The organism is Nocardia sp. NPDC127579 (genome assembly GCF_042672005.1).
Classification (GTDB): Bacteria; Actinomycetota; Actinomycetes; order Mycobacteriales; family Mycobacteriaceae; genus Nocardia.
The window spans coordinates 224247-249084 of sequence record NZ_JBHXVZ010000006.1 but is presented as its reverse complement, the minus strand read 5'-3'; the positions used below and the strand labels follow the sequence as shown (position 1 = coordinate 249084).

At 69.4% G+C, this 24838-nt stretch carries 21 protein-coding genes; 8 read left to right on the top strand and 13 right to left on the bottom strand.

The window, feature by feature from the left end; translation table 11 throughout:
- The first annotated feature begins 7 nt into the window (after nucleotides 1–7).
- Both ACFVMC_RS21765 and ACFVMC_RS21760 read left to right on the top strand, forming a co-directional pair.
- The gene (locus tag ACFVMC_RS21765; RefSeq protein ID WP_379212858.1) at nucleotides 8–3211 is read left to right on the top strand and encodes a DUF4132 domain-containing protein; all 3204 of its coding nucleotides are present in this window, start codon (nucleotides 8–10) and stop codon (nucleotides 3209–3211) included.
- 132 nt (nucleotides 3212–3343) lie between these two features.
- Entirely contained in the window at nucleotides 3344–4018 is a 675-nt protein-coding gene (locus tag ACFVMC_RS21760) for a PhzF family phenazine biosynthesis protein (protein WP_379212856.1), read from the top strand.
- A 14-nt stretch (nucleotides 4019–4032) separates the two neighbouring features.
- On the opposite strand, the gene ACFVMC_RS21755 is transcribed toward ACFVMC_RS21760, so the two are convergent.
- Both ACFVMC_RS21755 and ACFVMC_RS21750 read right to left on the bottom strand, forming a co-directional pair.
- A complete protein-coding gene (locus ACFVMC_RS21755; protein ID WP_379212854.1) occupies nucleotides 4033–4725 on the bottom strand; it encodes a DUF5134 domain-containing protein in 693 nt (230 codons plus the stop codon).
- A gap of 214 nt (nucleotides 4726–4939) precedes the next feature.
- Nucleotides 4940–5971, bottom strand: coding sequence for an AraC family transcriptional regulator ligand-binding domain-containing protein (locus ACFVMC_RS21750; RefSeq protein ID WP_379212852.1), 1032 nt, complete (start codon nucleotides 5969–5971; stop codon nucleotides 4940–4942).
- Nucleotides 5972–6442: 471 nt separating this feature from the next.
- On the opposite strand from ACFVMC_RS21750, the gene ACFVMC_RS21745 reads away from it, so the two are divergent.
- Nucleotides 6443–7171 carry an SDR family NAD(P)-dependent oxidoreductase gene (locus ACFVMC_RS21745; RefSeq protein ID WP_379212850.1) on the top strand — a complete coding sequence of 243 codons (729 nt, stop codon included), beginning with the start codon at nucleotides 6443–6445 and terminating at the stop codon, nucleotides 7169–7171.
- A gap of 109 nt (nucleotides 7172–7280) precedes the next feature.
- Here ACFVMC_RS21745 and ACFVMC_RS21740 read toward each other — a convergent pair whose 3' ends face one another.
- Entirely contained in the window at nucleotides 7281–8900 is a 1620-nt protein-coding gene (locus ACFVMC_RS21740) for an acyl-CoA synthetase (RefSeq protein WP_379213268.1), read from the bottom strand.
- 103 nt (nucleotides 8901–9003) lie between these two features.
- Between ACFVMC_RS21740 and ACFVMC_RS21735 the strand changes: the two genes are divergently transcribed.
- Complete coding sequence (locus ACFVMC_RS21735; RefSeq protein WP_379212848.1) at nucleotides 9004–9465, top strand: GNAT family N-acetyltransferase; 462 nt, start codon at nucleotides 9004–9006, stop codon at nucleotides 9463–9465.
- Between the two features lie 12 nt (nucleotides 9466–9477).
- On the opposite strand, the gene ACFVMC_RS21730 is transcribed toward ACFVMC_RS21735, so the two are convergent.
- From ACFVMC_RS21730 to ACFVMC_RS21720, 3 genes are all read right to left on the bottom strand, one after another.
- Nucleotides 9478–10701, bottom strand: a complete 1224-nt coding sequence (locus ACFVMC_RS21730; protein WP_379212846.1) for an aspartate aminotransferase family protein — start codon at nucleotides 10699–10701, stop codon at nucleotides 9478–9480.
- Nucleotides 10698–11360 (bottom strand): Pr6Pr family membrane protein, encoded by a 663-nt coding sequence (locus ACFVMC_RS21725; RefSeq protein ID WP_379212844.1) that lies wholly within the window; start codon nucleotides 11358–11360, stop codon nucleotides 10698–10700. Before ACFVMC_RS21725 ends, ACFVMC_RS21730 begins: the two co-directional genes overlap by 4 nt.
- Before the next feature lie 63 nt (nucleotides 11361–11423).
- Entirely contained in the window at nucleotides 11424–12056 is a 633-nt protein-coding gene (locus ACFVMC_RS21720) for a Pr6Pr family membrane protein (protein ID WP_379212842.1), read from the bottom strand.
- A gap of 137 nt (nucleotides 12057–12193) precedes the next feature.
- On the opposite strand from ACFVMC_RS21720, the gene hrpA reads away from it, so the two are divergent.
- The gene (gene hrpA, locus ACFVMC_RS21715) at nucleotides 12194–16297 is read left to right on the top strand and encodes an ATP-dependent RNA helicase HrpA (RefSeq protein WP_379212840.1); all 4104 of its coding nucleotides are present in this window, start codon (nucleotides 12194–12196) and stop codon (nucleotides 16295–16297) included.
- Nucleotides 16298–16350: 53 nt separating this feature from the next.
- On the opposite strand, the gene nrdR is transcribed toward hrpA, so the two are convergent.
- The 3 genes from nrdR to ACFVMC_RS21700 form a co-directional block, all read right to left on the bottom strand.
- On the bottom strand, nucleotides 16351–16818 hold the full coding sequence (gene nrdR / locus ACFVMC_RS21710) for a transcriptional regulator NrdR (RefSeq protein ID WP_379212838.1): 468 nt from the start codon (nucleotides 16816–16818) through the stop codon (nucleotides 16351–16353).
- Nucleotides 16819–16889: 71 nt separating this feature from the next.
- Nucleotides 16890–18143, bottom strand: a complete 1254-nt coding sequence (locus ACFVMC_RS21705) for a hypothetical protein (protein ID WP_379212836.1) — start codon at nucleotides 18141–18143, stop codon at nucleotides 16890–16892.
- Nucleotides 18144–18277: 134 nt separating this feature from the next.
- Entirely contained in the window at nucleotides 18278–18712 is a 435-nt protein-coding gene (locus ACFVMC_RS21700; protein ID WP_379212834.1) for a hypothetical protein, read from the bottom strand.
- 324 nt (nucleotides 18713–19036) lie between these two features.
- Here ACFVMC_RS21700 and lexA point away from each other — a divergent pair, with 324 nt between their 5' ends.
- Together lexA and ACFVMC_RS21690 are read left to right on the top strand one after the other, a co-directional pair.
- A complete protein-coding gene (lexA, locus tag ACFVMC_RS21695; protein WP_379213266.1) occupies nucleotides 19037–19705 on the top strand; it encodes a transcriptional repressor LexA in 669 nt (222 codons plus the stop codon).
- Between the two features lie 85 nt (nucleotides 19706–19790).
- Entirely contained in the window at nucleotides 19791–20195 is a 405-nt protein-coding gene (locus ACFVMC_RS21690) for a YybH family protein (RefSeq protein WP_379212832.1), read from the top strand.
- On the opposite strand, the gene ACFVMC_RS21685 is transcribed toward ACFVMC_RS21690, so the two are convergent.
- The 4 genes from ACFVMC_RS21685 to ACFVMC_RS21670 all read right to left on the bottom strand — a co-directional run bounded on the left by ACFVMC_RS21685 (nucleotide 20192) and on the right by ACFVMC_RS21670 (nucleotide 23513).
- Entirely contained in the window at nucleotides 20192–21016 is an 825-nt protein-coding gene (locus ACFVMC_RS21685) for a class I SAM-dependent methyltransferase (protein WP_379212830.1), read from the bottom strand. The two genes, ACFVMC_RS21690 and ACFVMC_RS21685, sit on opposite strands and share 4 nt — an antisense overlap.
- A 297-nt stretch (nucleotides 21017–21313) precedes the next feature.
- Nucleotides 21314–21955: a histone deacetylase gene (locus ACFVMC_RS21680; RefSeq protein WP_379212829.1), complete on the bottom strand. Its 642-nt coding sequence runs from the start codon at nucleotides 21953–21955 to the stop codon at nucleotides 21314–21316.
- Nucleotides 21956–21975: 20 nt separating this feature from the next.
- A complete protein-coding gene (locus ACFVMC_RS21675; protein ID WP_379212827.1) occupies nucleotides 21976–23265 on the bottom strand; it encodes a lysine N(6)-hydroxylase/L-ornithine N(5)-oxygenase family protein in 1290 nt (429 codons plus the stop codon).
- Nucleotides 23265–23513 (bottom strand): phosphopantetheine-binding protein, encoded by a 249-nt coding sequence (locus ACFVMC_RS21670; protein ID WP_379212825.1) that lies wholly within the window; start codon nucleotides 23511–23513, stop codon nucleotides 23265–23267. The genes ACFVMC_RS21675 and ACFVMC_RS21670 overlap by 1 nt, the downstream gene beginning before the upstream one ends.
- Nucleotides 23514–23664: 151 nt before the next feature.
- On the opposite strand from ACFVMC_RS21670, the gene ACFVMC_RS21665 reads away from it, so the two are divergent.
- Nucleotides 23665–24804 (top strand): isochorismate synthase MenF, encoded by a 1140-nt coding sequence (locus ACFVMC_RS21665; protein ID WP_379213264.1) that lies wholly within the window; start codon nucleotides 23665–23667, stop codon nucleotides 24802–24804.
- Nucleotides 24805–24838: the final 34 nt, after the last annotated feature.

Genomic DNA, 24838 nt, shown 5'->3' with positions numbered 1-24838 from the left:
ATTATCGATGACACCGCAGGAATTCGAATTGGAGTCCGAAGCCGCCGAGGTGCCGCGCCGCTGGTGGGCCAAGGCGGAGCCGTTCCGCGGGCTGGGGGTGGATCACGTAGCCACGGTGGATGCCGCCGCGGTGGCGGCAATGGCCGCGCGCCTGCGGGATTCGCGCGCGCAGATCGAGGCGATCCTGGCGCATCCGAATACCGACGCCGAAACGGCCGCTCGCGGTCGCGCCTATCTGTCCGCCCCGGCCGATGCGTCCCCGCAGGACGCGGCGGTCATCGGCCTCACCCTGTTGTGGTCCACCACCTATGGTTTCGGCTCCGAACTGGCCGACTACCTGGTGGCTACGCACGGCTTCTCGTACGCCGCGGCCACTCTCACCGCGATGTCGGACCTGTCCATCGGTGATCCGCGCCGCCCGGGCATGGTCTGGTCCTCCTGGGTCGGCCCGCTCAGCGTCTGGCGCGCACCGAGTTACGGCTCCAGCCGCCTGGCCCAGTCCGCCCTGCGCCGCCTGCGCGCCCTGCTCGCCGCCGCTCCGGCCGCCGACTACACGGCGACCCGGGCCCGGCTCGCCGCGATGCGCACCGGCGCAAGGGTGGACACCGAGCAGGTCGCAACCACGAACCGACTCGAGGACAGGCCGGGGTGCTACCCCGATTCGCAACACCCTGGGCTTGCGCTGGAGCCGAACGACGTGAGGCACGGGGCCGACCACCGTGCCGCGCGGCTCGCTCCGCCCGGCCCCGACGACGATACTGATGCCGACGGCACCGGGTGCACCGATATTCGAGGTGGAGGTGGGTCGCGAGATCTCGTGGCAACCTTCCTGTTGCCGACCGAACAGGACTGGGTGGCAGCGGATATCGCGGCGTTGACGGGCTCGGCGCGCGGTGCCGCGAACGAGCTGGCGGTGACTCGGTTACTGGCGTGCGTGCGTACGGCGGAGCAGGCGCGCAGCCTGATCGAGATGGTGCGCCCCAGCATGATCAGCTGGTGGCCGGAGCTCACGCACAGCCTCGGGGTACAGCTCGGGCTGGACTGCCCGGAGGTGCTGGTGCGGTTGTATCGCCGGATCGCGGAGGCGAAGCCGCGCCGGCGGGTGGTGGCCATGTTGCGGCAACTCGACACCGTCGAAGCGCTCACGGCGCTGCTCGAATTGCGCGGCGGCCCTTATGTTCAGCCCGCGATCCTCGAGGTGGCCGCGCACGCGCCGCGCCGGGCGCTGTGGGTCTTCGGGAGCGCCGCCGACGCCGAGCAGGTGCGTGAGCACATCCGCCGTCATCCCGATGCGGGGCGCGCGGCGGCGAAATGTGTCCTGCCCCGGGAGTTGAGCGAGATCCTGTCCCAGGAGCTGTCCGATATCGACCGTGCCGACGTGGCGCCCGAGATCCTGGTTCCCGAGATCCTGCGCACCCCGCCGTGGCTGCGGCCACGCGCGAAACCCCGGGTCGTCACCGGGCTCGAGCCACCGGCCGAGCTACTGTGCGAGTGGTACAGCTACAAGACACTCGATCCCGATCTGGTACGCCTGGCCAGCCCGCTGATGCTGCGGTTGGCGATTCGCGCGCTGGACCGGAGAACCTTGCGCGCCACCGCCGTCGAGTGGTTCCGCCTGCACCACGGACTCGCCGTGCCGCTGCTGATCCCGGCGGCCGTCGGTCCGACCGGCCGCGAACGCACGGACGCGGGCAGCGCGCTGCGTATCCTGGTCGACCTGGGATTCCGGGACGAAATCCTGGCTACCGCACGAACTTACGGCGCGGACGCGTATGCGGTCACCCAGGAGGTACTCGATGCCGATCCCGCGACGCTCGTGCCCACCCGAATCCCGAAGCTGCCGGAGTGGCTGTCGCTGACCGCGCTGCCACCCCTCACCGTCGCCGACGGCGCGCACACGCTGCCGCTGCCCGCGGTCGGCACCGTGTTCACCATGACGATGCTGTCGCAACCGGGCGCACCGTATCCCGCGCTGGCCCAGGTGAAGTCGGCCTGCGACCCCGCTGCCCTGGCCGCGGCCGCCTGGGAGGTGTACGAGCAGTGGCGTCGATCGGGTGCGCACACCAGGGACGCGTGGGTGTGGGAGGCCGTCGGCGGCCTGGGTGACGAGGACACCGTCAACCGGCTACTGGACCTGGTTCGCGCCGATTCCGCCGATCAGCGGGCCGTCAGCGCCCTGGACGCCTTGGTGGCGATCGGTTCCGACGCCGCGCTGCTCGCACTGAAGACGGTGAGCGAGAAGGTGAAGACCAAACGGGTCCGGGAGGGTGCGCGCGCCCGCTTGTCGACGATCGCCGACCGGCTCGGGCTGTCAGCCGACCAGCTCGCCGACCGGCTGGTCCCCGATCTCGGGCTGCGCGCCGACGGCACCGTCCAGCTCGATTTCGGTCCCCGGCAGTTCGTGGTGGGCTTCGACGAACAGCTGCGGCCGACGATCCACGATTCCACCGGCACGCGCCGCGCGGCGCTACCGAAGCCGGGCCTCACCGACGACCCGGAACTCGCGCCCGCCGCGGTGGCCACCTTCCGCAAGCTGAAGAAGAACGCGACCGCGCTCGGCGCCGACCAGATCGTCCGGTTGGAGCGCGCCATGGTGGCCGGTCGCCGCTTCGCCCTCGACGAGCTCACCAGCCTGTTCGTCGCGCACCCGCTGCGCGGCACGATCACCCGCCGCATCGTGTGGGGCGTCTACGAGGGGACCGCCCTGGTGCGGTCGTTCCGCGTCGCCGAGGACGGCTCCTTCGCCGACCTCGCGGACGACGGTCTCCACCTGCCCGCCGACGCGTCGATCGGCGTCGCCCACCCGATCGATCTCGGTGCCGCTGTCCAACCCTGGGCGTCCGTCTTCGCCGACTACGAACTGCTCCAGCCGTTCGAGCAACTGGCCCGCGCGGTGTTCCCCGATGCCGACGAGGCGGCGGTCACCGCGTTCGGGGGCCGCGCGGTGGAGAGCGCCCGTATCCTCGGGCTGCCCCGCCGCGGCTGGCTGCGCCCCGAAACCGAGGACGGCGGCAACTACTTCCACTTCACCAAACCACTCCCGCACGATGGCAGTTTCGTCCTCACCGTGACGCCGATCATGCACGCCGCCTGCCCCGCCGATCCGCCGATCCGCACCATCGAGTCGACCACCCTGCGTGCCCCGGTCCGATCCCCCGTCACCGGCTCCGAACTGGTGCGTGACCTCACCTGGCTGACCACCCTGCCCTGATCCGGCCCGAGCGCACCGACCGGCCGCCGCGACGCGCAGAGGTGTGACACGCGACAGCTTCGCATCCGGGAGCAGGCGCCGCGGCGGCCGGTAGGCTCCGAAGCGAGACGTTCACAGGGAGGAGCGGAGGCCATGGGCGTACGGGTCGAGGTCGTACGGGTGTTCACCGATTCGACGGGACGGTTCGGCAACGAGCTGGGCGTGGTCTCGGCGGCGGCGGTGGCGGAGGGCGATCGGCAGGCGCTCGCGGCGAAGGCCGGATTCAGCGAGACCGTGTTCCTCGGGGAGGTGGCCGACGGTATGGCGCTGGTGCGGATCCACACGCCCGCGGTGGAGCTGCCGTTCGCCGGGCATCCGACGGTGGGCACCGCGTGGTGGTTCGGACAGCAGGGTACGCCCGTCCAGCTGCTGGACGTGCCCGCCGGGAAAGTCGCGGTCGAGTACGCCGACGCGCTCACCTGGGTGACCGCGCGCGCCGAATGGGCGCCCGATTTCGCGTTCCACCAGGTCGAGGACGTCGAGGAACTGGCCGCGCTGCGCCCCGACGAGTTCGCCGCCGGTCAGCACTACTTCTGGGCCTGGACCGATGAGGCCCGCGGTAATCTCCGCTCCCGAATGTTCGCCCCCGCCATGGGGATTGCCGAGGACGAGGCCACCGGCGCCGCCGCTGTGGCGATCACGGCCCGACTGCGCAAGAGCCTGACCATCACCCAGGGCCAGGGCTCCCAGATCTTCACCGAATGGGACTCCGACGGCTGGGTCCGCCTCGGTGGCCGCGTCGTCGCGGAGTCCGTGCTCGACCTCTGAGCGCGACCGGGATGTCACCCGGCGACGGCCCCGACCAGCATGTAGGCGGTGCCCAGGTCCATCACGAGATGCGGCACCAGGGCCGTGGACAGCACCGATCCGGCCGGATGACCGAGCCGGTGGCGCCCGCCGGTGGCGAGCACGGCCAACGCGTCGGCGCAGAACAGCGCCGCCAGCGCGTACGCGACCAGCGGTGCGGGGCCGCCGTGCCCGGCGGCGGTATGGCCGGACATCGCGTAGAGCATGGCCGCCGCTGCCAGCACGTGATATCCGAGCGCCACCGGTTGTTCCCGAGACCCGCTGCGGCCCTCCACGATTCGGCTCACCAGCAGCGCGGCGAACACCACGGTCATGGCGACCAGCACCCCGCGTACCGCGTCCGGGTTCGCCTCCGCCGGGAACACCAGCATCGCCAGCATGACCAAGCACATCAGCAGGTGCGCGGCATCGGATTCCTGTTGCGTCGCCGCGCTCGGCCCGGCGCCCTGCCGTCGCGATTCCTCGTCGACCTGATCCGGCCGCACCACATGCAGCCCACCGCGGGCCACCGCGCCCGCACCGAGCGCCGGCCGGCCCGCCGGTGCGATCCCGGCCGGCCCGCCGCGCACCGGTGTCGCCAACCGCCCGATCACTATCCCCGCCGCCACCAGGAACGCCCCGACCACCAGCCACCGCAGGACGACATATTCCTGCACGAAATGCGCCACACCCACCACCTCTCGTCGCGACGATCGAGGTTCCGTCCACAATGCTCGCACCCCGCCGCCGCTCCGGGCACCCTTTCCCCGTAACCCGGCCCCGCCCAACCGTTTCCACCCCGGTCGGGCACTGCGAGCCTCGATCAGCGCACGTGAAGATCCGGCAGGGCCGCGCGGATCCCGACCGCCCTGGCCGAATTCCGCACCCCGTGGCCCAACCGCGTCACCGCGGTGCGTGCTGCCCGTGGGCGATGGTCCGGGCGAAGCGCCCGGGCGAGACACCCCGCCACTGTTTGAACGCGTTCGAAAAGCTCGGGGCCCCCGAGTAACCCATGCGGAAAGCGACGTCCTCGACGGTGAGCCCGGTGGACAGCAGATCCTCGGCGAGACTGCCGTAGGTCTCCGAGCAGAGCTGCCGATACGAGGTGCCCTCCTCGGCCAGGCGACGCCGCATGGTGCGCAAACTCAGATTCAGGCCCGCGGCGACCTCCTCCTGGCTGACCCGGCCCGTCATCTGACGCATCAGCATTTCCCGCACCGCGCCCGCCACGCCCTGATGCAGACCGCGCCGTTCCAGTAGCTCGCCGCATTCGCGGTCGAACTTGACCGCGATGTGCGGGCTGGCCATCGGCATCGGCTGCTCGAGCTCGGTGGCCTCCAGCGCTACCGTGTGGTATTCGGCCCCCTCGGCGATCGGGATGTCGAAGTGTTCGAGTACCGCCGCGATCCGGTCGCCCATACCGCCCGCCGCCCGGACCCCGATCAGCGGGGGTTTGGCGCCGATGATCAGCACATAGTTGGCCACGGCGGCGGCCAGGTCCCGTTCGAACAGGAAGGGCCGCAGGTCGGCGGGAAGTTCGGAATCATCGACGCACAGCAGCACTTCGGGCCCGTGCGGCTCCATCCAGCACCGGCTGAACGAGGTGGCCAGCGCTACGTGCCGCACCATCGTCTCGAGGGCGGCCAGAATGGTCGGACTGCTCATGACGGCCAGCCCGTACACCCCGTGCATGGTGATGCGATTGCGGTTTCCCGCATCGGCGCCGAGCCCGGGCGCGTCGTCGAATCGGGTGACCAGATTGCGCACCAGCGCGAGTTCCTGGGCCGCGGTCACCTCGCCGACCGGGTCGGCGAGCACGTCGGCGCGAATACCGGTGCCGCGCAATATCTCTGCCGGTTCGACGCCGCGTGCCGCGGCGACATCGACCAGAACCACCGAGGTCGTCACCGACCGTCGCCACTCCCAGGAGGTCACCCGTTCATAGTTATCGTCACTGGCCGATTCCCGCAAGGTTTTGGCCGAACCTCGCAAGCCGCAATCGGATTCGTGTCAAGGACGGTGAATCACCCCGATGCTTTCGCCGAGATGGCCGACATGCGAAAGGTTTTGGCCGGACATCGCAAGGACATGACCGTGTCCTGAATGTCCGCTGACGGGGATGTCCGGACGCATAGCGCCAGAGTCCGACCATCCCCCAGCAAACTTTTCGATGATCGGCGACCGCCAGGAAAACCTCGAATGGCCGAACTTCGCAAGCATGGCCGGAAAGCGTCGCGCGTGTTTCACAACCCGGACTGAAACCCGTAACCACCAAGCGATTTCGTCGCAGACTCGCCATCGTGACCGCTTTGCGCAAGGAGCTGACCTGATATCGCATGGCCACAGCTCGCCCGCGGACCTACCTTTGTAGCTATCGACTAGCAGACCGAGGTAGGCGAAATCACCATGCCGAAGAAGACGCTTGCTGGAACACGAGTCGCGATCACCGGAGGGACCTACGGGATCGGCAAGGAGGCCGCGCTGGCCTTCCTGGCCGCGGGCGCCGAGGTCTCGATCGGCGACGCGGACCCGGGCAAGGTGCGCGCGATCACGTCCCAGTTGAACCGGATCCACGGCGCCGACGTAGTCGGGCTGCAGGTCGATGTCACCGACGGTGGCCGGTTCGCCGAGTTCCTCGAGCACACCGAGCGTCGGCTCGGCGGCCTGGATGTGGTGGTCAACGCCGCCGACGTCGGGCCGAGCGGCACCTTCCTCACCGAATCGCAGGCCGAGTCCGACCGGCAGATCGACTGCAATCTGCGGGCGGTGATCACCGGATCTCGTTTGGCGGGAATCCGATTCGTCGAGCAGGGGCATGGGCACATCGTCAATGTCGGTTCCGCGATCGGGGTCACCGCCTCGCTGGGCGCGGCGGTGTACTCGGCGACCAAGCACGCGGTGATCGGGCTCGGCACCGCCCTGCACCGGGGCCTGGCCGAGGAGGGCGTCATCGTCAGCACCATCGCCCCGGGATACGCGCCCGATCCGGAGGCGGTCGCCGACGCCATCGTCGACTGCGTGGAGCATCAGCGAGCGGGGCTGGTGGTGGTACCGCCCAACGGCTGGTTCCGCACGGCGGTCCCGGATCCGGTGCAGCTGCGCCACACGATGCGCCGGATGCTGGGCATGGTGTGATCCCGGCACGGTGCGGGAGCACGGTGTGCCGGCGAGCGCGCGACGAGGCGCGCCCGCTGTCCCACCGCACTGGTCGGCACAATGGAGTGCGCTTCCAGCGCAGCACCTTTCACAGTTCGCGCAGCACGCGTTTGAGTACCTTCCCGGTCGGGTTGCGGGGTAGTTCATCGACGAACAGCACATCTCGCGGCACCTTGAACCGGGCCAGGTTGCCCTTCACGTGCGCGCGCACGTCGTCCGCGGTGAGCGCGTGGCCGTCGCGCAGTACGACCACCGCGCGCAGCCGTTGACCGTGTTCGGCGTCCTCGACTCCGAACGCGGTCACCTCCGCGACCGCGGGGTGCGCGGCGAGCAGTTCCTCGATCTCGCCCGGGAAGACGTTCTCGCCGCCGGAGACGATCATGTCGTCGTCGCGGCCGTCGACGAAGAGCCGGCCGGCCCGGTCGAAATGGCCGACATCCCCGGTGGACATGAGCGAGCCGACCCGTTCCTTGTCGCCGCCGCCGGTGTAGCCCTCGAACTGGAAGGTGTTGCCGACGAAGATCCGTCCGGTGCGCCCGGGCGGCAGCTCGAATCCGTTGTCGTCCAAGATTTTCACCGTCGTGCCCGGCGCGGGCGGGCCGACACAGCCGGGTTCGGCCGCGAGATCTGCCGGTGTGGCGATGGTCGCGTAGGCGACCTCGGTCGATCCGTACACGTTGTAGACCACCGGCCCGAACGCCGCGGTGACCCGCACACACAGCTCCGCGCCGAGCTGCGAGCCCGCGACGAAGATGATGCGCAGGCGCGAAAGATCCTTCCCGGCAATAGATTCCGGGGGCAGATCGACCATTCGCCGCAACATGACCGGAACCGCCACCAGTGCCGTCGCGCCGTTGGCGTGCAGGCTGTCGATCACCGCCTGCGGATCGAAGCGACGCCGGATCACCAGCGTCGAGCCGAATCCGACCGCCAACATCAGATGCGCGAAGCCGAGCGTATGGAACAGCGGCGCCGGGCATTCGGTGATCTCACGCACCCGGAACGGGACGCGGCCCAGGATCGCGCCCAGCGGCGCAAGGGAATTCGGCTCGTTGCGCGGCGCGCCCTTCGGCGTACCGGTGGTGCCGCTGGTCAGCAGGATGACGCGGGCTTGCGCGCGCACCCGGGGCGGGGCGCTGCGCGCGCCGCCCGCGATCAGATTGTCCAGGGTGTCGACGCCGGGCCGATCGGCCCAGGCGCGGTAACGGCCGCACGGCGGCGCGAGATCGCCTACGATGCCGGCGTATTCGTCGTCGTAGACCAGCAGATCGGCGCCCTCGCGGTCGAGGACCTCGCGTAGCTGCGGCCCCGCGAAGTCGGTGTTGAGCAGGATGATCCGGGCGCCGCACTTGGCGGCGGCGAACACCGCATAGTGGAAGCCGCGATGGTTGCGCGCCAGGATCGCGACCCCGGCGCCGTCGCGCAGGCCGCGGGCCCGCCAGGCATTCGCCAAAGCCGTTGTGCGCTCGTCGAGTTCACGAAAGCTCACGCTGCCCAGCTCGTCGATGATCGCGGTCCGGTCGCGGTATCGCTGCGCGGCGACGGTGGCCAGTCCGCCCAGCAGCCCGCAGCGCAGCACCGCCGCACCCATTCGCGCCAGGCGGTCGGGCCGTTCCGGCGTGATCAGCCCGGCGCGCACCGCGAGCGCGGCGTAGTACGCCTCGTCCGCCACCCGGCGCACGACACCGATCGGGTCGACGAGCTTCATCACCCGGCCTCTTCTCCACTCGAACCCACCTGAGGGCAGTTGCCCTCAGAGTAGGGCGTACCCCGGCCATCCGTCGACCGCCGGCCGACCCCAAGATGGACCGATGGAGCTACGCATCGCAGTCGACCCGCTCGACGGCCCGGAAATCGCCGACCTGCTCACCGGACACCTCGCCGAGATGCACGCCCACTCCCCCGAGGACAGCGTGCACGCCCTGGACCTCGACGAGCTCCGCAAGCCGGAGATCACCTGCTGGAGCGGCCGCATCGGGGCGGGCCTGGTCGGCTGTGTCGCCCTGAAGGAACTCGATCCGACGCACGGGGAGATCAAATCCATGCGTACCGCCACCGGATACACCGGGCGCGGAATCGCCGCCGCGCTGCTCACCCACCTGCTCGACGTGGCCCGGACCCGCGGCTACGAACGGGTCAGCCTGGAGACCGGCACCGCCGAGTTCTTCGCCCCGGCGGTGCGTCTGTACCGGCGACACGGCTTCGACTTCTGCGGGCCGTTCGCCGGCTACATCAGCGACCCGCACAGCGTGTTTCTCACGTTGCGGCTCTGATCCGGCCGCCGCTCAGCCGAGCGCTTTGCCGAATCCGTCGACCAGTTCGTCGACCTGGAGATCGGTCATGACGAACGACGGCGAGATCTGCATCGCGCCCTGACCGGCCGCACGCCCCGAGATACCGTGCGTGCGAAGCGTTTTCACCAGCGGCAGCCCCTCGGCGGGATCGGCGAGCTGCACAGCGGCCACCGCACCCAGGCCGCTACGGATCTCGGCGACCCGCGGATGTTCGGCCAGCGGTGCGAGTTTCGCGTGCAGGGTGGCCTCGAGCCGCGCCGACTCGTCCAGCAGCTGCTCGCGCTCGATGATCTCGAGGTTGGCCAGGGCCGCGGCCGCGGCCGCGGCGTGACCGCCGTAGGTGTAGCCGTGCCGCCACCAGACACCGCCGGCGAAGAACGGTTCCGCGATCCGCGGCGCGACGAACACCGCGCCCATCGGCAGATAGCCGGAGGTCAGTCCCTTGGCGGTGGTCATCAGGTCGGGCTGGAGGTCGAATCGGGAAGAGGCGAACCAGGACCCGCCGATCCGGCCGAACCCGGTGACGACCTCGTCGGCGACGAACAGGATGTCGTGGTCGCGGCAGATCCGGCGGACCTCGGCCAGGTAACCGTCCGGCGGCAGGTAGACACCGCCCGCGCCGATGATCGGTTCGCAGAAGAAGGCGGCGATCTGCTCCGCGCCGATCTGCTCGATCAGGGCGAGCAGGGCCTTCGCGTCGTCCCAGGCGATCACGCTGGTGTCGGCCATCAGCTCGCCGTACCCTTCGCCGTTGACCGGGATGCCCGCGAGCGCGGTGCCCGCGACATGCATGCCGTGATAGGCCTTCTGGCGGCTGACCAGGATCTTCTTGGCGGGCTTTCCCAGCTCCCGCCAGTAGCGGCGGGCCAGTTTGGCGGCCGTGTCGATCGAGTCGGAGCCGCCGGAGGTGAAGAAGATCTTGCTGCCCGGAACCGGGGCGATGGTGGCCAGCTTCTCGGCCAGCCGCTGGGTCACGGGCGCGGCGAAGTCACCGAAGTTGGAGTAGTGCGCGATCGTGCGCAGCTGGTCGGCGACGGCGTCGGCGATCTCGCCGCGTCCGTGCCCGATATTGGTGAACCACAGTCCGGCGGTGGCATCGAGATAGCGATTGCCCGCCTCGTCGTAGATGTAGGCGCCCTCCCCGCGCGCCACCACGAACGCGCCGTCGCGTTCGACCGCGCCCATATCGGCGAACCCGTGCCACAACGCTGTCATTCCAACCACCTCTTCTTGTCGGACTCGGCCGTGCCGCACCACCGGCCGGCCAGTTCGCCCAGGGCGACGACGGCGACGGCGAGCAACGCGAAGGCCACACCCAGTACCACCAGGCCGATCGTCATGGAGACATATCCCTGCCCGCGCGGGTCGAGGAACGGGTACGGATACCAGTCCACGATCGGCCCGCGCACCAGCGTATACGCGGTGTAGGCCACCGGGTACGCCAGCCAGGTACGCAGCAGGTGCGCGCCGACGCCCAGCGGGCAGGGCGCCGCCACCCAGTCGGCGAGCAGCACGATCGGCAGCACGCGGTGCAGTACGTCCGCACTCCATGGGCGGTCGGCGTCCAGGGACAGCAGCGCCGCGCACACGGTCGCGGCGACGAGCAGGTAGAGCGTTGCCGCGCCGCGCCACAGCTGCCAGCGCCTGCCCGCCGGATCGCGCAGCCCGCCGATCGCCAGGACGGCGACCGCGAGCAGATTCGATTGGACGGTGAACGAGCTGATCTGGTTGCCCAGCGTGTAGCCGGGCGCGCCGGACAGCTGGAGGGGGTTGGCGATCAGCGCCAGCAGACCCAGCCCGGCGAAGGCGAGCCGCGCCCCCCGCTGCCAGCGTGGCAAGCTGCGGGGACGGGGCGGCACCAGCACAGCGTGCATCCGGGAATTCTCCCATGGCGACCCGCGCCGGGCCGCCGCCCGCCCGAGTCACTCAGGGGTTGCTCAGGCTCGTGCGGTGGTGCGCCAATGCCCGGCCACCACGCTGAGCGCGGCCACGGCAGCCGCAAGGAAGACGAAGACGGCCAGCAGCACGACCAGTCCGACCGCGAGCGGACCGTAGCCCTGCTCCCGCGGATCGAGGAACGGATAGGGGTACCAGTCCACGATCGGCCCGCGTACCAGGCTGTAGACGCCGTAGAGCAGGGGATAGATCAGCCACGCGCCGATCAGGCCGACGGTGACCCGCAGCGCCGCCGGGACCAGCAGCCAGTCCACGAACAGCACGATCGGAATCACCCGGTGCTCGACGACATTGATCCACCGGTCGTTGAGCATCACGTCGATATCGGCGAGCAGCAGCGCATACACCAGACCGGTGATCACCATGTACAGGGTGGCCGCGCCCCGAATCAGCTGCCAGGCCCGCCCACCCGGATCGCGCAGACCGCCGATCAGCAGCACCGCCACCGCGAGGATGTTGGACTCGATGGTGAAGTAGCTGAAGTAGTTCGCGAGCGAGAAGGCGTCGTTGCCGATCTCACGCAGCGGGAGCCAGAGCAGGGCGACGGCTCCGAGCACACCGAAGGCAACTCGCAGACCTCGAATCCACAGTGGCGTGCCTGAGCTGGCGGTCATGCTCCGATGATCGCACAGCAGACACCGCGCGAGAAGCCGAAACCACCACACAGCACCTGTGCGGCAATCGCCGCCGACCGGTCCCGAGCACGGCGCTGACCGGGATGTATGCGGGGTTCGCTACGCTTGACGATGCCATGACCAGGACAGCCGACCCCGCAGCACGCGAGCTCCGCACCCGACTGGCGAACCTCTCCCTCCGTGACGAATACCGGCTGCGCCGCAAGCTCGATCGCGCCCGCGGCAAGGAACTCGCGAGTGTGGCGGCCGAGATCGACGCCGCCGAGCTACGGGTGCAGGCGCGCCGGGCGGCGGTGCCGCCCATCCGCTACCCCGAACAGTTGCCGGTCACCCAGCGCCGCGACGACATCGCCGCGGCCATCGCCGCGCACCAGGTGGTCATCGTGGCGGGCGAGACCGGATCGGGTAAGACCACGCAGATCCCGAAGATCTGCCTGGAGCTGGGCCGCGGCGTGCGCGGCACCATCGGACACACCCAGCCGCGCCGGCTGGCCGCCCGCACCGTCGCCGAGCGGATCGCCGAGGAACTGGACACCGAGCTCGGCGATGTCGTCGGCTATACCGTCCGCTTCACCGATCATGCCTCCGACCGCACGCTGATCAAACTGATGACCGACGGCATCCTGCTCGCCGAGATCCAGCGCGATCGGCTGCTGCGCCGCTACGACACGATCATCATCGACGAGGCGCACGAACGCAGCCTCAATATCGACTTCCTGCTCGGGTATCTGAAGCAGCTGCTGCCGCGTCGCCCGGACCTGAAGCTGATCATCACCTCCGCGACCATCGATCCGGAATTGTTCGCGCGCCACTTCGCCGACGAGAAGGGCACGCCCGCACCGATTGTCGAGGTATCGGGGCGGTCCTACCCGGTGGAGATCCGGTATCGCCCACTGTCGCTCGAGCTTCCGGCCGCCACCGCGGCCGATGACGAGGACACCCGCGTGGTGGATCGCGACCCGGTCGATGCCATCGGTGACGCGGTCCGGGAACTGTTCGCCGAGGGCGACGGGGACGTGCTGGTCTTCCTCTCCGGTGAACGCGAGATCCGGGATACCGCGGACGCGCTGCGCGATCTGAAGCTGGCCCGCACCGAGATCGTGCCGCTGTACGCGCGCCTGTCGGCGGCCGAACAGCATCGAGTCTTCCAGCCGCACACCGGAAGACGAGTCGTGCTGGCCACCAATGTGGCCGAGACCTCGCTGACGGTGCCCGGTATCAGGTATGTCGTCGATCCGGGAACCGCTCGCATCTCTCGCTATTCGATGCGCACCAAGGTGCAGCGGCTGCCGATCGAGGAGATCTCGCAGGCCTCGGCACGGCAGCGGTCCGGTCGCTGCGGCCGGGTCGCCGACGGTATCGCCATCCGGCTGTACTCGGAGCAGGACTTCCAGGCGCGGCCCGCGTTCACCGAGCCGGAGATCCTGCGCACCAACCTGGCCGCAGTCATCCTCCAGATGACCGCGCTCGGCCTGGGCGACATCGAGAACTTCCCGTTCGTGGAGGCGCCGGACAAGCGGGCGATCCGCGACGGTATCGCCCTGCTGGAGGAACTGGGCGCGCTCGGACGCCGGGCGACCACGAAATCGGCTGGTTCACCGTCTGATTCGGATGCGGGCGAGACCACGCTGACGCTCACCGCGATCGGCCGCGAGATGGCACAGCTGCCGGTGGATCCGCGCATGGCGCGCATGCTCGTACAGGCGCACGGCAACGGCTGCCTGGCCGAGGTGTTGATCATCGTGGCGGCGCTGTCGATCCAGGATGTGCGTGAGCGTCCGGCCGAGCACCAGCAGGCCGCCGATACCGAGCACGCCCGGTTCGTGGTGGAGGGCTCGGATTTCCTCGCCTTCCTGCGGCTCTGGGACTACCTGACCGAGCAGCGCAAGTCGTTGTCGTCCAACCAGTTCCGGCGCATGTGCCGCGACGAGTTCCTGCACTACCTGCGCATCCGGGAGTGGCAGGATCTGCACGGCCAGCTGCGCACGATCACGCGCGGGCTGGGCTGGTCGGCCGAGGATGCCACCGCGGGACGGCCCGCCACCACGGAAACCCCTGAGCGCGGTGGAAATTCGGCCGGACGCGGTCGCTCGAGCGGACGCGGCCGCGGCGGGCGCGCCCAGCGCGGCCCGGCCGCACCCACCGCCGGTGCCGTCGACGGCACGCCATGGGATTCCACCGCGATCCACCAGTCGCTGCTGGCGGGCATGCTGTCCCATATCGGTGTGCGCGAAGCCGAATCGCGCGAGTTCCTCGGGGCGCGCAACGCCAAGTTCATGATCTTCCCGGGCTCCTCGCTGGCAAAGAAGCCGCCGCGCTGGGTGATGGCCGCCGAACTGGTCGAGACCTCGCGCCTATGGGGCCGCATGGCGGCGCGGGTGGAGCCGGAATGGGCCGAGCAGCTGGCCGGAGACCTGGTCAAACGCACCTACTCCGAACCGCACTGGTCGTCCAAGCGGGGCGCGGCGCGGGCCTACGAGCGGGTGACGCTGTACGGGATCCCGCTGGTCGTCAGCCGGCCCGTCGACTACGGCCGGATCGACCCCGAAGTGTCGCGCGAGCTTTTCTTACGCCACGCGCTGGTGCAGGGCGAGTGGCAGACCAAGCACGAGTTCTTCCACCGCAATCGCGAACTGCTCGACGATGTCGCCGATCTGGAGCATCGGGCCCGCCGCCGCGACATCCTCGTCGACGACGAGGTGCTCTACGAGTTCTACGATCAGCGGGTCCCCGCCGATATCGTCTCGGTCCGCCATTTCGACAGCTGGTGGAAGACTGCCGGGCGCAAAGACCCGACGCTGCTGGACTTCTCGAAATCCACGGTGGTCAACGACGGCGCGGCCGCGCTGGATCCCACCGACTTCCCCGACGCCTGGCGCCAGGGTGAGCTGAGTTTCCCGCTCACCTATCAGTTCGAGCCCGGCCAGGACGATGACGGTGTCACCGTCCGCATCCCGGTCGAGCAGCTCGCCCACGTGCGGCCGGTCGGCTTCGACTGGCTGGTGCCGGGCATGCGCGAGGAACTCGCCGCAGCGCTGATCAAGACGCTCCCGAAAACCCTGCGCCGCCTGGTGGTTCCGGCTCCCGATTTCGCCACGGCCGCCCTGGCCGCGCTCACCGCCCGCGCCGAACCGCTGCGCACCGGGTTGGCGCGGGAGCTGTCGCGGCTCGGGTCGGTCACCATCGCACCGGCCGATCTCGATCCGGCCGCGCTACCGGACCACCTGCGCATGACCTTCGCAGCGGTCGATCGCTCCGGCAAGGTACTGGCCAAGGGCAAGAGCCTGACCCGGCTGAAAGCGCAACTGGCCGAACAGGTCTCCGCCTCCGTCGCGCGGGCGACGGCGGGCGCGGAGCGTTCGGCGGCGACCGTGTGGACCTCGGAATCGCTGGGTACGGTCGCATCGACCGTGCGCCGCGAGGTGGCCGGGCAGACCGTCACCGGATATCCGGCGCTGGTCCCGGAGGGCGACGGCGTGGCGGTGCGGGTACTCAGCTCACCCGCCGAACAGGCGGCCGCGATGCGGGTCGGCACCAGAAGCCTTGTCCTGCATGCTCTTCCGACCTCACCCCGGACCGTTACGGCGGGTTTGCCGCCGCGGGACCGGCTGGCGCTGAGCCAGAATCCCTATGGTTCGCTGGACGGCCTGGTCGCGGATTGCCGCGCGGCCGCCGCCGACGAACTGATCGCCGCCGCGGGCGGGCCGGTCAACGACCCCGAGCGTTTCGAGGCGCTGGTCGCCGCCATCCGCCCGCAGCTGTCCACCGCGGTCGCGCGTCTGGTCCGGCTGGCCGTGCCGGTTCTCGCTGCCGCACACCAGGTTACGTCGGCGCTCGCCGCGACGCGGGAAACCGATATCGCGGAGGATGTTCGCCAGCAACTCGACGAACTGGTCTTCGAGGGCTTCGTCTCCGAATTCGGCGGCGCGCGCCTGCGCGAACTCCCCCGCTACCTTCAGGCCGCCACCGCCCGCCTGGCCGCGCTGCCCGGGTCGGCCACTCGCGATCGTCAGGGCATGACGGAGATCGACCGCGCCCTGACCGCCTACGACCGCCTGCTCGCCGTCCTGCCCGAGCAGCGCAAGCACGCCCCCGACGTCGCCGAGATCTGGTGGATGATCGAGGAACTCCGGGTCAGCCTGTTCGCGCAGAAGCTCGGCACGCCGTATCCGATCTCGGTCAAGCGGATCGAGAAGGCGATCGCCGCCATCCGCCGCTGAGCCGACCACACACCGCCGAGCGCGGGCGCGCTCGGCGGTCGGTATTCCGGAAATCAGTCGGCGCGCGCCGCTTCGGCCCGGGCGGCACGCATGTCGTGGATCTCGCGTTCGAAATCGTCGGCGGAGGTGAAGGAGCGGTACACCGACGCGAAGCGTAGATAGGCGACCTCGTCGAGGTCGCGCAGCGGGCCGAGGATCGCAAGACCGACCTCGTGGCTGGGCACCTCCGGCGACCCTTTGGCCCGGACCGCGTCCTCGACCTGCTGGGCCAGCAGGTTCAGCGCGTCGTCGTCGACCTCGAGCCCTTGGCAGGCCCGCCGCACGCCGCGAATCACCTTCTCGCGGCTGAACGGTTCGGTGACGCCGCTGCGTTTGACCACGGATAGGATCGCTGTCTCCACCGTGGTGAACCGTCGGCCACAGTTCGGGCACGAGCGCCGACGGCGGATGGCCGCGCCTTCCTCGGCCTCGCGCGAGTCGACCACCCGCGAGTCAGGGTGCCGGCAGTACGGGCAATGCATCCGAGAGATCCTTCGTCGATGCCATAGTTCTTCGAGGATACTCGGCGGCTACCACCGATTTCGTTCGGTGGCTACTGCACCACGGCCCACTGCTGAGTCATATCGGAGATCAACTCGGGGATGCGGGCGATGGCGCGGCCGCGCGCGAGCTTGTTCCAGAACGGTTCGCCGAGTACCGAAGCGGCGAGCACGGGATTGGATTCCAGGTCGATGTGACGCGGGTTCAGGTCGCCCATGATGTAGGTCCAGCGATCAGCGCGGTCGGCCCAGTTGAAGGCGGGCAGCGGGGTACGCAGGCTCAACCGCCGACCGGCGACCTCGGCGCTGACCACGGCCGGGCGGAAGTTGCCGGGCGCGAGCACACCCGGGATGGCCGGTTTGCCGGCGACGGTGCTGAGGTAGGTCAGTACCCGTCCCATGACACCGCGACCGGCGGCGGTGGCGTCCCACTGGTCGGCGACGATGTAGTTCTGTTCGCGGTCGGTCATCCGGACCAGGGCGTCGACATAGCCCTCGCGGGTGCCGCCGTCGATGGATCGCCAGGCGGTGTGGATGTTGTCGTCGATCACCCCCGCGGTCAGCATCTCGTCGATCCCGGCCATGCCCGCGGCGATGTAGGCCTCGTGCATCGGGACCAGGTCGGTGAAGATGTGCTTCTGCATGATCATCAGCCGCGTCTGGTACCAGCCGATGTCGGCCGCGCTCAGCCGTGGGGCCTCGGCCGCGAGCAGCTTGATGTCGGCGGGCAGTTCCTCGACCAGTTCCGGCGGGGTGGCGCGCAGCAGATCGGCGACGGCATCGCCGAGCCGGTGGATGCCCGGCACATCCAGGATGACGCCCACGTCGCGCAGGTCGAAGAAGCCGGAGGCGAAGGAGCCGCCCGCGATCCCGGCCAGGCCCGCCCACCACAGCCGTGGATGCTCGGTGGTCAAGCGCAGATAGTTGACGTACACCTGGTTGAAGGTGTGCTCGTTGGCGGGCACACCGCGGGTGGGATCCCAAGTGGCGAGGTCGATTCGGGCGTTGCGGGTGGCGACGACGAGCCAGTACTGGTGCAGCAGCGTGCCGTAGCGACCCGGGGCGACGCGGTCGGCGCGGGCCTGATCGAGTGCGTCGCGCAGGACCGATTCCTCCAGTGGCAGTTCGGGATGCAGCCCGCCGCCACGCGCGCCGTCACTGTTGACCGCGGGGAGATCCAGATAGGGAAGATAGGCGGGGTCGGCCTGGGCGGCGGGCAGCGTCGCCAGCCCGAGCAGCAGACAGGTGAACAGGACGGCGAGCCGGGCCAGGACCCGGATCGAGCGTAGGGCGGTGTGGTGCGTCATCGCTGGAATCCCCGAGATCGATCGCGGCAGTAACTGCCTCAGACACATTGGTCAGCACCGTAGCAACGCGTTCTGATTATCGATCGAGATTTCCGGCCACCGTGGTCCGATGACCTTCTGGTACAGCCGATCCGCTAGCGCACGGCGCCCGGCTCGCGCACCGGAATCTGTTCCACGACCACCGGCGTGGTGGCGGGCTGGACTCCGAAACTCCCGGCCCGCCACTGCGCCAACAGGATCAGCGACGTCACCACCAGCGCGCTCAGCAGAGCGGCCACCGCAAGTACCGCGAAACCGACCTGCGCCTCGGCGACCCGCACGTCCATGGGGTGGCCGCCGCGCGGCGGACGCGAGATCACGGACCGGACCCGGCGACGGTGCGTGGGCACCGGCCCGGCCGGACGGCTGTCGCGCGGGCGACGCTCGGGCAGCCGGCGCGGAGAAGCCTCGAGGGTGCGCAGACGGGGACGGCGCACGAGGGCGGCGGCCGGCCCGGAGACGGCGGGATCGACCGGCGCCAGGCCGATCTCATGCAGGTTGGTGACGGTTTCGCGGATCGCTGTGCTCATCGGACGGACCTCCGGGTGGGTGCTGAGGAGAGCGGCTATTCGATCATGCGTTCGAAGAACTTGTGTTCGATTTCTACCACGCGCCACCGACAAAGTCAGCAGATAACACGACTCAGGTCGAACAGGTGTTTGAAACATCGGCGCGACCCGACTAAATTCGAGGAGCGACATCAACAGCGCGGCGTGAACTCAGGCCCGGAGGCGGAAGCTTGCGTGACCATGGAGGGCCGTGAGCGCCGCAAAATTCAACACAGAGGAAGGCGGGTTCCGGTGAGCCACACAGACGACACGGAGCACGAGAGCGGAGTCGGCACCGACCAGCCCCTGACCGGGGCGGATCTCACCGTGCGTCAGCGCAAGGTCCTAGAGGTCATCCGTACCTCGGTGAACGAGCGCGGCTATCCACCGAGCATCCGCGAGATCGGCGACGCGGTCGGGCTCACCTCCACGTCCTCGGTTGCCCACCAGTTACGGGCCCTGGAGCGTAAGGGCTATTTACGCCGCGACCCGAATCGTCCACGCGCCGTGGACGTTCGCGGCCTCGACGACACGGTGCGCTCGGTGACGAGCCTGCACGGCGCCGACCACGATGCCGACACCGCCGATTCCGGCCGTCCCACGCCGACTTTCGTGCCCGTCCTGGGCCGGATCGCCGCCGGTGGCCCGATCCTGGCCGAGCAGGCGGTCGAGGATGTCTTCCCGCTGCCGCGCGAATTGGTCGGCGACGGTTCGCTGTTCCTGCTGAAGGTCGTCGGCCAGTCGATGATCGACGCGGCCATCTGCGACGGCGACTGGGTGGTGGTGCGCCAGCAGAACGTGGCCGACAACGGCGAGATCGTGGCCGCCATGATCGACGGCGAGGCCACGGTGAAAACGTTCAAGCGCACCGGCAACGATGTGTGGCTGCTGCCGCACAATCCCCTGTTCGAGCCGATTCCGGGTAACGACGCCCGGATTCTCGGCAAGGTCGTCACGGTCATCCGCAAGGTGTGAGCCGGCGGCGGCTCGCGCCGCCGCCGCAGGTTTCCTGACCGTCCGGCGATCATCCTGTCCGGCAACGAATTACGATGACTGAATCATGACGCTCGATCACGACCTGCCCGGTTCCACCACGCCCGTTCCCGAGGCCATCACCCAGCTCATCGCGGAGTGGGTGGAGTTGTTCAACGCGGGCGACCTGGCCGCCCTGGACCTGCTGTACGAGCCCGACGCGGTGGTGGTGCCGACGCCCGGTCACGCGGTCGGCGAAGCCGGCCGCTCCGCCGCGCTCGCGCACATGGTGGGTTTCGGTATCCCCATGACGGCCCGGATCCGCCAGTGCTACACCGTGGTGAATGTCGCCCTGCTGCTTGTCGATTGGGCAATGCGCGGCACCGCCGCCGATGGGACTCCGGTCGATCTGTCCGGCACCGCCACCGATGTGGTGCGGCGCGGTTCCGACGGCCAGTGGCGCTACGTGATCGACAATCCCTCGGGCAGCTAGGTCCGCGCATCCGGGGCGGTGCGCACATGCGCGATGGCGGGCGGGATATCGCGCAGTACCGGCAGCGCCGCGAAGAGCGGGGCGGTGGTCGCGAGAATCCCGTGCGCCGGCGCGAATCCGGTGATCCGGACCTCGCTGACGCGTGGGCTCCATCCACGTACCAGCTCGGGAAGCTCGCTGGCCCGGATGCCCCAGGGCATCCCGGGTGCCTGGTAATGGGGCGTCTTTCGGTATCCGCGCATCGTTTTGCGGGAGAACCACGGCGGGATGGTGTCGAACATCAGCTCCACACCGGGCATGCGCTCGATGATCGCGGTACACAGCTGCTGAACCTGCTCGGGCCGAAAGTACATGAACAGTCCCTGGGCGGTGACGAATACGCCACGGGCCGGGTCGACCTCGTCGAGCCAGGTCAGGTCCAGCGCGCTGATCGGCAGATAGCGGCATCGCGGAGAAGCCGGCAGGAACCGGGCACGGACGGCGATCGATTCCGGCACGTCGACGCACAACCAGTGCACGAGTCCATCGTCGCAGCGCTGGAATTGGGTTTCCAACCCGGCGGCGAGTTCGATGACGGTACCGCCCGGGTGCGCGGCGAGCCATGGCCGGATGACGTCGTCGAACCTCTTGGATCGCACGGCATGGGTACCGTCGGGTGCGCCGAAATGGCGATGGTAGTCGAAGGCGATGCTGTCGTAGATCCGTTCGCAGTCGGGATCGCGCAGGATCGCGTCGGCCCGTTTGGATTCGGACGCGCGATTGTGCAGCGTCCACAGCATGGTCAGCGGAACGCCGTTCAGATCCACTTCCGAGCTCATCATGTCTCCCACCGTCGAGCGGTCACCAAACTTAGGTAAACCTAATTCGATGAGCGCGAGGGTGGCAATGCCTATGCGCCGATCCGAATGGGAATGACAGTTCCGATGGCCCGGAACGGCGCGAGCACCGTTCCGGGCCGCGGCGCCTAGGGAATGAGGAGCGTGTACAGGAAGCCGTGAACCGCGCCGACGATGCTGCCGATGAGGTTGGGAATCATCGCGTACCTTCCTTATCTCTTTAGTTGGCTTTACTGTGCGGATCCGCGCCCGGACGAACTGTGGCGTTATCGGATTCGACAGTTATTCGGCACATCCGAGATCGTGGATGGGACGAGCGACCAATAGCGCCGCGACGGACTCCGGCGTCCAGCGCCGATCGGCGCCCGGGCGCGAGCCCAGGTATCCGGCAATGGTCTCCAGGCTCCACCCGTGCGTCGCGGACAGTCCGGCGGCCAGATGCCGCAGGTACGCCGCGGCGGGCGGGTTGCCGGGCAGGTCACGACAGCGCCAGGGAGCGGTGAAGGTGAGCACCGGACAACCCTCGTAGCGCCCCACGCACACCACGGTCTCGTACCTGCCGGATCCCAGAGCACACCGGCCGGTGTCCAGCGCCTCGCGCAGATCCAGATCGACGCCGGGCGGCCGGTACATCTCCTGTGCGTGGATATCGCTGAACTGGCTGTCCTCGATCAAGTGCGCCGCGACCGCGATCTCCCCCGGTACCCGCGGGTCGTAGAAGGCCCGGCCGCCGGTCCAGGTGAGCGATTCGGTGGCGAAGTACAGCACACCCGGCAGCAACAGCGGGATCGACCGCTCGGGATCGGCGCGGTCGCGACAGCCGGGCAGCGTCAGCGCGCCACCGTCGGGCCGGCCGCCACGCAGATAGCAGCGCAGCCGGCGCCGGTGCATATTCGAGCCGTAGGCGGCATACCAAACCCGCACCCCGCCATGATGCGTCCGAACTATGCGCCTGTCACGGCGACCGGTCGCACCGCCGGATCCCGGGCCACCGACCGCACGATCTCCCCGGACCGCACCGCCACATTCGACAGCAGCGAGGACGAGATGCCGTGGGTGTGCTCGGTGCCGCCCTGGAGATAGATCCCGCCGGGCAGTGCCCGCCCGGTGACCAGCCGGTAGTCGCGGGCGACCCGGGGGCCCTCGGCATCGGTGACGACCGCGTCCGCGAGTTCGCCGAGCAGCGTGCGCAGCGGCATCGGCCGGAACCCGGTCGCGCAGATCACCGCGTCGCAGTGCAGTTCCTCGGTCAGCCCGGTCGGCTCGTGCTCGACGGTCACCGCGACCCCGGCGGCTGTCTCGGCGAGCGCGCGGGCCCGGGAGGCACCGTGCATGAACAACCGCCGGGCGCCGCTGACCCGCTCGGCGTATTCGCGCGCGTAGAGCTCCTCGATCAACGGCAGGTCCACCGCCGAATAGTTGGTGCCCCGGTGGTAATTCATCAGCCGGCGCCGGAACTCCGGTGTGGCGGAATGGAAGTCGTCCACGGCGGCGGGATCGAAGATGCGGTTGGCGTACGGGCTGTCGTCGGAGGGACTGAACCCGTACTTGGCGAAGACCGCGTGCACGGCGGCCTCCGGATAGGTGCTGTGCAGGTACTGCACCACCTCGGCCGCGCTCTGGCCCGCGCCCAGCACGACGAAGCGCCGGTGCGTGAGTTCGGGCAGGGCGGTCAGCCCGGGCAGCAGGTGATGGTTGTGGAACACCCGCGGACCGACGGTCACGCCGTCGGGCACCTGCGCCGAGAGCCCACCGGCCACGACGATATTGCGTGCGCGCAGCACCCCGGCCGCCCGTCCGCTCAGCCGGATCTCGAAGCAGTCGCCCGCGTCGGTGATGTTTTCGGCCGCGGTGCCGAAATCGACCTCGGCGGCGACGGTGTCGGCCGCCCACACCAGGTAGTCGTGGAATTCCAGCCGGGTCGGAAAGAAGGTCTGATAGTTGATGAAGTCGTTGAGCCGACCGCGCTCGGCCAGATAACTCAGAAACGTGAAGCGGCTGTGCACATTTCGCTGCGTTGCCAAATCCTTCAGGAAGGAGATCTGCATCGTCGCCCCGGGCAGCAGCATGCCGGGATGCCAGCCGAACCGCTCCTTGCGTTCGACGAAGCGCGCGGTCAATTCGGTTCCCGCGCCGCGATTCTCGTTGAATTCGGCGAGCGCGATGGCCAGCGCGAGATTCGACGGGCCGAAGCCGATTCCGGCGATATCGACGATGTCGTCGCAGCGCGGCATCACGCGGCCCCGGGGGTGACCACATCCAGCCACCGGCCGAGTACCGGCTCGGCCGCCAGCGTCACGAAATCGATGTCGGCGGCGCCCGCGGCCCGCCATTTCTCCACCAGCGACATCAGCCGCACCGAATCCAGGCCCGCGTCGAGCAGATCGGTGTCCTCGGCCAGTTCCTCCGGTCGCAGGTCGAGTGCGGCGGCGATATCGGCGCGCACCTGCTGCCGGTCGAGCGCGGTCAAAGCCTCGTTCATGCGACTCCTCGGATGTGCGGCTGGAGCACTCGCCCAGCCCGTCCAACGTTTGTTTAGGCTACACTAACTTCTACCACAATGGCCATGAGCCGGGATAGGCTGTCATTCGCCTCGGGGGGCCGGCCGCGCACGGAAAGGCAACGCCATCAACATCTTCAGCCCGGCACGCGACGAGGACACCACGGCCCTCGCCCCCTCGGCGGCGCCATTCGTCCTGTCCCGCCCGCACGCCACCGTGCAGGCCGACGGACTCCTCGCGTCCTTCCGCAATGCCGAGCAGGCGGCCGCCACCCTGCGCTCGGGCATCGTCACCCATATCGTCGGCGCGCTGCCGTTCGATCCGGCGGCCCCGGCCGCCCTGTGGGCGCCCAGCACGGTGACGACGGCGGCCGGCCCACTGCGCACCACCGGTGCGCCGCTGCCCCCGATCACCGTCACCGCGGCGATTCCCGAAGCGCCCGAACATCTGCGACGGCTCGAGCAGCTGATCGCCACCCTCGCCGCCGCCGACACCGCCCTGGACAAGGTGGTGCTGGCCCGGGCCCTGCACCTGGCCGCCGCCGCGCCGGTCGCCGCCGAGCAGATCCTCGACCGGCTCGTCGCCGGAGACGCGTTCGGCAACGGCTTCCGGGTCGATCTCTCGGCGGCCGGAACCGCCTACACCGGCCGGACCCTGGTCGGCGCCACCCCCGAGGTGCTGGTCCGCCGCAGCGGCGAGACGGTCTCCTGCCATCCGCTCGCCGGCAGCGCGCCCCGGCATCCGGACCCGGCGCTCGACCGGGAAACCGCTGCGGCCCTGCTGGATTCGCCGAAGAACCGGCGTGAGCACGCCTTCGTCATCGACCAGGTGCGCGCCGCCCTGACCCCACTGTGCGCCGAGGTCGTCATCCCGGACGCCCCCGAACTCACCAGCACCCCGAAACTCTGGCACCTGGGCACACCGATCACCGCCGTCGTCCGCGATCCGGCGATCACCGCTCTGGATCTGGCACTCGCCATGCATCCGACCCCCGCGGTATGCGGCACCCCCACCGTCGCGGCCCGCGAGCTCATCGCCGGAATCGAAGGCGATCGCGGCTTCTACGCCGGCGCGGTGGGCTGGGCGGCCGCCGACGGCGACGGCGAATGGATGGTCAGTATCCGGTGCGCGGAATTGTCGGCCGACGGCCGTTCGATTGTGGCCTACGCGGGCGGCGGAATTGTCGCCGAATCCGATCCGGCGGCCGAGCTGGCCGAGACCACAACGAAATTCGGGACAATGCTGACCGCACTGGGTGCGCGACTGCCGTGACCGGACACGCCGTTTCCCAGCGGTGAGCACCGCG

Bases quoted from the DNA above. Each gene is read 5' to 3' on its own strand.
- ACFVMC_RS21685 (WP_379212830.1), bottom strand. From the start codon at position 21,016: ATGATGAGCTCGGAAGTGGATCTGAACGGCGTTCCGCTGACCATGCTG.
- ACFVMC_RS21700 (WP_379212834.1), bottom strand. From the start codon at position 18,712: ATGAGCACAGCGATCCGCGAAACCGTCACCAACCTGCATGAGATCGGC.
- ACFVMC_RS21745 (WP_379212850.1), top strand. From the start codon at position 6,443: ATGCCGAAGAAGACGCTTGCTGGAACACGAGTCGCGATCACCGGAGGG.
- ACFVMC_RS21690 (WP_379212832.1), top strand. From the start codon at position 19,791: ATGACGCTCGATCACGACCTGCCCGGTTCCACCACGCCCGTTCCCGAG.
- ACFVMC_RS21720 (WP_379212842.1), bottom strand. From the start codon at position 12,056: ATGACCGCCAGCTCAGGCACGCCACTGTGGATTCGAGGTCTGCGAGTT.
- ACFVMC_RS21735 (WP_379212848.1), top strand. From the start codon at position 9,004: ATGGAGCTACGCATCGCAGTCGACCCGCTCGACGGCCCGGAAATCGCC.
- nrdR (WP_379212838.1), bottom strand. From the start codon at position 16,818: ATGCATTGCCCGTACTGCCGGCACCCTGACTCGCGGGTGGTCGACTCG.
- ACFVMC_RS21705 (WP_379212836.1), bottom strand. From the start codon at position 18,143: ATGACGCACCACACCGCCCTACGCTCGATCCGGGTCCTGGCCCGGCTC.
- ACFVMC_RS21765 (WP_379212858.1), top strand. From the start codon at position 8: ATGACACCGCAGGAATTCGAATTGGAGTCCGAAGCCGCCGAGGTGCCG.
- ACFVMC_RS21675 (WP_379212827.1), bottom strand. From the start codon at position 23,265: ATGCCGCGCTGCGACGACATCGTCGATATCGCCGGAATCGGCTTCGGC.
- ACFVMC_RS21760 (WP_379212856.1), top strand. From the start codon at position 3,344: ATGGGCGTACGGGTCGAGGTCGTACGGGTGTTCACCGATTCGACGGGA.
- ACFVMC_RS21725 (WP_379212844.1), bottom strand. From the start codon at position 11,360: ATGCACGCTGTGCTGGTGCCGCCCCGTCCCCGCAGCTTGCCACGCTGG.
- hrpA (WP_379212840.1), top strand. From the start codon at position 12,194: ATGACCAGGACAGCCGACCCCGCAGCACGCGAGCTCCGCACCCGACTG.
- ACFVMC_RS21730 (WP_379212846.1), bottom strand. From the start codon at position 10,701: ATGACAGCGTTGTGGCACGGGTTCGCCGATATGGGCGCGGTCGAACGC.
- ACFVMC_RS21740 (WP_379213268.1), bottom strand. From the start codon at position 8,900: ATGAAGCTCGTCGACCCGATCGGTGTCGTGCGCCGGGTGGCGGACGAG.
- ACFVMC_RS21670 (WP_379212825.1), bottom strand. From the start codon at position 23,513: ATGAACGAGGCTTTGACCGCGCTCGACCGGCAGCAGGTGCGCGCCGAT.